The following is a 5,097-nucleotide window of genomic DNA, read 5'->3' on the forward strand; positions in this document are numbered from 1 at the left end:
CCCCCACCCTGCGGATACCTCATACATCCGGCATACCGCGACGATCATCAACCGTCAGCCCCTACGACAAGACGACTTCAAGGTCAGTAGCAGCACAGGGCGGCGACCGAAGTCCGGCGACGGGACCTGCCTCTCCCCCGGATGACGGGGGTATGTCCGCGCCAGCCCCAGGTGCGGGCGCGGGGCGGCGTCATGGAGAATCCGGCCTCGTCCTCGAAGACGAGCCAGCCCCCACACGCCACCGCGAGACTTTTACCTGCGGCCACACCTCCTTCTTCCACAACTCCACCGCGTGCTCATCACGCTCGAGTGCTCTGCGGGCAGGCGCCTGCCAGGACCAGCCGTGCCGTTTCAGCAGCCGCCAGACCGTCGCCATCGACAGCGTCAGGCGCAGACGACAGCGAATCACGGTCTGGACCCGGACCAGGGCCCACCGCTCATCCTCGAAACCGTGCGCGGCCGGACCCTTGCCGAGTTCGTCCTCGAGTACGGCGAACTGGGCATCGGTGACGGTCGGCGAGTTTGCCGGACCGCTCGAGCGGAGGGCCTCCATGACGCCCTCGCGCCAGGCATGGCGCCAGCGTTCCACCGACCGCACACTCACCCGCAGATCCTTCGCGATCACCGCGGTCTTCTCACCCGCCGCGAACCGCACCCCGGCCTCACACCGGATCCCCTCACGAAACACCCGACGCTCAGCAATCAGGCCCCCACCCTCCGGATAACGCATACCACCGGCATACCGCAGGAATCATGAACCGTCACCACCCGACGACAACCCGAAATCCTCAGTAACATAAGCATTTGCCTGAATTGCCTCGCCGTCAAACTGCTGTCAGTGCAGCGGTCGGGGATAGGCATGAGGCGCGTACCGCTGGGTATAGCCCGGCTACGCCGCCGATCGCTATCGTCGCGCAAAGGCCCCCTGCGATCACCCAGGGAGGTACCACCACGGGGAACCCTTGCAGCAGCGCGAACACCGCGGTTGCTCCTGACCCAAGTAGTACTCCTGCCACGCCGCCGAGTGCCGAGAGCAGCAGTGATTCAGTGAGGAACTGGCTGCGTATCTGGCCCCTGGTTGCGCCCATAGACCGTCGCAGCCCTACTTCGCCGCGGCGTTCGAGTACCGAGATGACCATGGTGTTGGCGACCCCGATGCCACCGACGAGGAGCGCTACCGCGCCGAGCCCGAGCAGCAACCCGGTGAATGCTGCCTCGCCGGCCCGCTTGGCCATTAGTGCTTGGGCCGGATTGGAGACTTTGACAGCGGTGGGGTCTTCCGGGTTAAGGCTGGGTGCGATCAGCTTCTGCACCTGCTGGATTTCCGATTCGCTGGTGCGCGCGTGCAGAGTGTTCGGGTTCCCGTTGAAGCTAAGGTACGCCTTGGCCGCGTCCCAGCCGATCAATGCGCCGTAGTCCAGTTCCGGTGTGAGGGGTAGTGGGTCCAGGATACCGGCGACGGTGAACCATCGGCCGCCGATGAGTACTTGCCCGCCTGGGGCGATGATGCCGAGTGCTTGGGCGGTGGAAGAGCCGAGAACCGTCACCTGATGCTCTGCGGTGGTGTCGTTGAGCCAGCTGCCCGTTCTGACCGCACCACGCACGGTCTCGAGGAGGTTGCTCTGGACGGCGAAGGGGGTGATGTTATTGGTTTCGTTGGCCGGTATCCGGTCATTCCGGTAGACGTAACCGGCTGTCTTTCCCACTGCGGTCGCCGACTCCACTCCTTCAATCCGGGCGAGCTGCCCAGCCGACCCCTCGGTGAACTTCACCGGCTTCTTGATCGCGACAGAGGACCCCGGCCGGGCGGAAAGTAGATTGGTGCCGATCCGGTCAAGTTCGCGCTGCAGATTCGCCTGACTGGATGTGGAAATTCCGACGACCGCGACCATCGCCGCGATCCCGATAGCAATCCCGAGCGCGGACAGGAAGGCCCTCATGGGGCGTGTGCGCAGCCCGAACCCACCCACGCGGAGCACGTCGCGTGCGCTGAGCCTGGCCGGGCTCAGCATGCCGACACCCGACCCGAGTCTGCGTACACAGCACCGTCCAGCATGGCGACCTGCCGGTCTAGTCCGGCCGCGATATCGCGGTCATGGGTGATGACGAGGATGGTCGTCCCGGCTGCGTTCAGCTCGTGTAGCAGTTCCATCACGGAGGCACCGGACACCGAGTCGAGGGCGCCGGTCGGCTCGTCAGCAAGCAGCAGCGCGGGTTGGCCCACCACCGCACGGGCGATGGCGACGCGCTGCTTCTGGCCACCCGACAGCTCGTGTGGCTTATGCATGAGCCGATCACCGAGACCAACCCGTTCCAGGGCGTCCGTAGCCCGCTCCCGTCGCTCTTTCAGGGGGTGTCCCGAATAAAGCAGTCCATCGGCGACGTTGTCGAGGGCGCTGGCTCCGTTCGCAAGATGAAACTGTTGGAAAACGAATCCGGTTGAGCGTGCGCGCAGGGCAGACAACTGACGGTCGCTGAGCTCGGCGACGCTATGGCCGTCGATAACGACCCGCCCGGAAGTGGGTAGGTCGAGGGTGCCGATGAGGTTGAGCAAGGTTGACTTCCCAGACCCTGAGGGGCCGACGATGGCAGTCAGTTCACCGCGCCGGACGCTGAGATCGATCGAGTCGAGGGCGACGACACCGCCGGGGTAGGAGCGGGAGACAGCTTCCAGCTCCACCACCGCATCCACAGAATCGTCTGACCTCATCCCGGTACCGCCACGTCCATGCCCGTCCGGAGCTCGTCTCCCTCGATTTGCACCCGGCCCTCCGAGAAGAGGGTTGTCTTCACTGGGAGCAGTCTCCGTTTGCCGCCCTCCACAACCTCGATCGCGTGCCCGCCGCCCGGCCGCGCGAGCAACGCGGTCACCGGTACCGAAAAGACGCCCTGGATCGGTGGGTTGAACAGCTTGACATCGACTGTCCCGCCGACAAGATCCTTCGCCGCGTCCGCATCGAGGAGCTTGACCCGCACCTTTAGCGTGGGCGCAAGCTTCTGCCCCCCGCCGCCAAGCCCCTGCTCATCAGAAGGGGGCGCCGCGCCCGCGGGCGAAGACGCTGCGACCTCACCCTTCACCTTCTTGCCACCCGGCAGCGATACCTCGGCAGGCGCCCCCACGTGTGCCAGCGCTTGTTCATTGATCGGGACCTCCAGGTCTACCTCCATCGACCGACTACTCACCACGAGCACATCGCCGCCCACGGGTTTACCCAATTGGCCCTTCACCTCAGCAACCCGAGAAGGACCCGCCACGAAAACGAATTGTGACTGCGCAAGCTCCCCGGTCACCTCAAGGCCAGCGGTGCGCTGCCACCTCCTGAGCGCGGCGACCGTCCCCGCATCGAAGATGTCTCCGGATCCAGCTACGTAACCAAGCTCACGCAAGTTCTCCTTCAACTGCCCTACATCCCTGCCCTGATCGCCAGCTTTGAGATTGCGGTACACGGGAATCCCACCGAAGAAGGCGACAACGATCTTGTCGTCGACTCGGTAGAGCGGCTTGCCCCGCTCGATGAGATCGCCGGGCTTAGGAAGCCAAGTGAGCGTGCCTTTCACACCGCCGCCCACCGTAAAGAGGCAGCCGAAGTGCAGGTTGCCGGGCGCAGTCACGGACTGGGCGAGATCGCCCTTGGCCAGCTTGATAGTTCCGCCGGGGACCGGACGGGCGCTGTTGCCGGAGGCCTCTTCGCCACTACTACCCTGGCTAGTGGCGATGCCACCTGCCCCCACACCCACCGCCATGAGTCCGGCCAACGACGCGTACAGCAGACGCCTGCGCCTCACTGAGTACCCCAGCCCTTCAGGACGTCCTTGCATGCCTCCTGCGCCTTCAGCTTCTCTGGGGTGTCCGGAGTCTGGTCCAGGTAGGCGCCGTCGACCGGGTCTTTTGCCTCCTTGAAACCGTTCTTCCGCAGGCACTGTGCATACTGCAGGAGCTCCTCGCTCCATTTCTTCTTCTGAGCCTCGTCCGCGCCCTCGACCTTCTTGTTCCGATTGCCGTTAGCGTCCGCGGACCAGCCGTCGCTCGGCCTGGCGCCATCCACCTTCTTCGCGCCACCATCACAGGCAGCCAGGGATATAGCGAGGACTACCGCTCCGGTAGCCAGGAGGGCCTTATGGCGTTGCCTGCTGTGCTTGTCTCCAGTCATGTATCAAGGTGTATAGAACTGTATGTTTCGCAAATGTTTCAGGCCTTGATAGCTTCGTTCACAAGTCACGCCGACGTTTTGACACGGCTCCCGGTCGTCGTACGTTCGTAACGGAGGGGTGGTGTTCACAACTTCGGGAGGCACCCAAACCCGGCGACGCGACAATCGGCAACGGCCCGGCCACGCCAGGTCACTGCGCCCGTAGCCAGCGTTTTTTCTCAACACACCGCAGGCTGCGGACGCTCGTGTCACGGCCCCGATTTCCGGGCACCCGGGGTCTGTAAAGTTTTCGGCGTAACTGGGTTGGTTTGTAGGGTCAGATTCGGTTGTTGGCGAGGCGGCCGTCGAAGGCGATGTCGAAGGCTTGGAGGGCTCGCCTTCAGCGGGTGGTCCAGCGTTTGTGGCCGGTGCCGGTGCCGGCCAGGGTCTCTGCCAGGGGCGTTTCAAAGTCGCGGTGGCCGTGTAGACAGCCTGGTCAGGGGATGTTCAGCAGGTCCGGTGGCCGGTTGAACGGGTCGTAGGAGACGTGGCGGAGGCCGGCGGCGATGTTGCGGTGCCCGTGGTGCCGGAGGGTGTTGATCGCCAGGTTGCGCAGTGTCGCTATGTTCTCGGGCCCGTGGCCGGTGCGGATCTTCGAGGCGTCCTCGCCGAAGGTGGTGTCGCGGACGAAGTGGAGCCGGTTCTCGATGGTCCACTGTGACCTGGCGAGCTGACCGAGCCGCTGAGGCGAGGCCTGTTGCGAGTTCAGGTCCGTGACCGCGTAGACGGTCTGACGGCTGCACTTGCCGCTCTTGAGATCGGTGCGATGACGCAGGACGCGCACGGCCTGGACGGCATGAGGGAAGTCCAGACCGAGGCCGGTGACGGTGAGGGCCCTGGTCACACGGGTCTCCTTGCGGCCATGGCCCACCTCGCGGTCGTAGCACCGTGCGGTGACCTCCTTCCA

The 5,097-nt window shown here is 64.6% G+C and carries 6 protein-coding genes; all 6 read right to left on the reverse strand.

Annotated elements, in window-relative coordinates; genetic code table 11:
* Positions 1-190: 190 nt before the first annotated feature.
* Positions 191-730 carry a winged helix-turn-helix domain-containing protein gene (locus tag ACIQWR_RS41285; RefSeq protein WP_404021278.1) on the reverse strand — a complete coding sequence of 180 codons (540 nt, stop codon included), beginning with the start codon at positions 728-730 and terminating at the stop codon, positions 191-193.
* Positions 731-824: 94 nt separating this feature from the next.
* A complete protein-coding gene (locus tag ACIQWR_RS41290) occupies positions 825-2,012 on the reverse strand; it encodes an ABC transporter permease (RefSeq protein ID WP_404021281.1) in 1,188 nt (395 codons plus the stop codon).
* Positions 2,006-2,683 (reverse strand): ABC transporter ATP-binding protein, encoded by a 678-nt coding sequence (locus tag ACIQWR_RS41295; RefSeq protein ID WP_404021284.1) that lies wholly within the window; start codon positions 2,681-2,683, stop codon positions 2,006-2,008. Before ACIQWR_RS41295 ends, ACIQWR_RS41290 begins: the two co-directional genes overlap by 7 nt.
* Before the next feature lie 23 nt (positions 2,684-2,706).
* Positions 2,707-3,744: a peptidoglycan-binding protein gene (locus ACIQWR_RS41300; RefSeq protein WP_404021287.1), complete on the reverse strand. Its 1,038-nt coding sequence runs from the start codon at positions 3,742-3,744 to the stop codon at positions 2,707-2,709.
* A 38-nt stretch (positions 3,745-3,782) separates the two neighbouring features.
* The gene (locus tag ACIQWR_RS41305; RefSeq protein ID WP_404021290.1) at positions 3,783-4,151 is read right to left on the reverse strand and encodes a hypothetical protein; all 369 of its coding nucleotides are present in this window, start codon (positions 4,149-4,151) and stop codon (positions 3,783-3,785) included.
* Positions 4,152-4,626: 475 nt separating this feature from the next.
* On the reverse strand, positions 4,627-5,097 hold a 471-nt coding region (locus ACIQWR_RS41310), incomplete at its 5' end, for an ISAs1 family transposase (protein WP_404021292.1).

This window comes from Streptomyces sp. NPDC098789 (assembly GCF_044759975.1).
Taxonomy (GTDB): domain Bacteria; phylum Actinomycetota; class Actinomycetes; order Streptomycetales; family Streptomycetaceae; genus Streptomyces.

What these genes read in the sequence shown, in the direction of transcription:
- ACIQWR_RS41285 (WP_404021278.1), bottom strand. Translation starts at nt 730, where the DNA reads ATGCGTTATCCGGAGGGTGGGGGCCTGATTGCTGAGCGTCGGGTGTTT.
- ACIQWR_RS41290 (WP_404021281.1), bottom strand. Translation starts at nt 2,012, where the DNA reads ATGCTGAGCCCGGCCAGGCTCAGCGCACGCGACGTGCTCCGCGTGGGT.
- ACIQWR_RS41300 (WP_404021287.1), bottom strand. Translation starts at nt 3,744, where the DNA reads ATGGCGGTGGGTGTGGGGGCAGGTGGCATCGCCACTAGCCAGGGTAGT.
- ACIQWR_RS41305 (WP_404021290.1), bottom strand. Translation starts at nt 4,151, where the DNA reads ATGACTGGAGACAAGCACAGCAGGCAACGCCATAAGGCCCTCCTGGCT.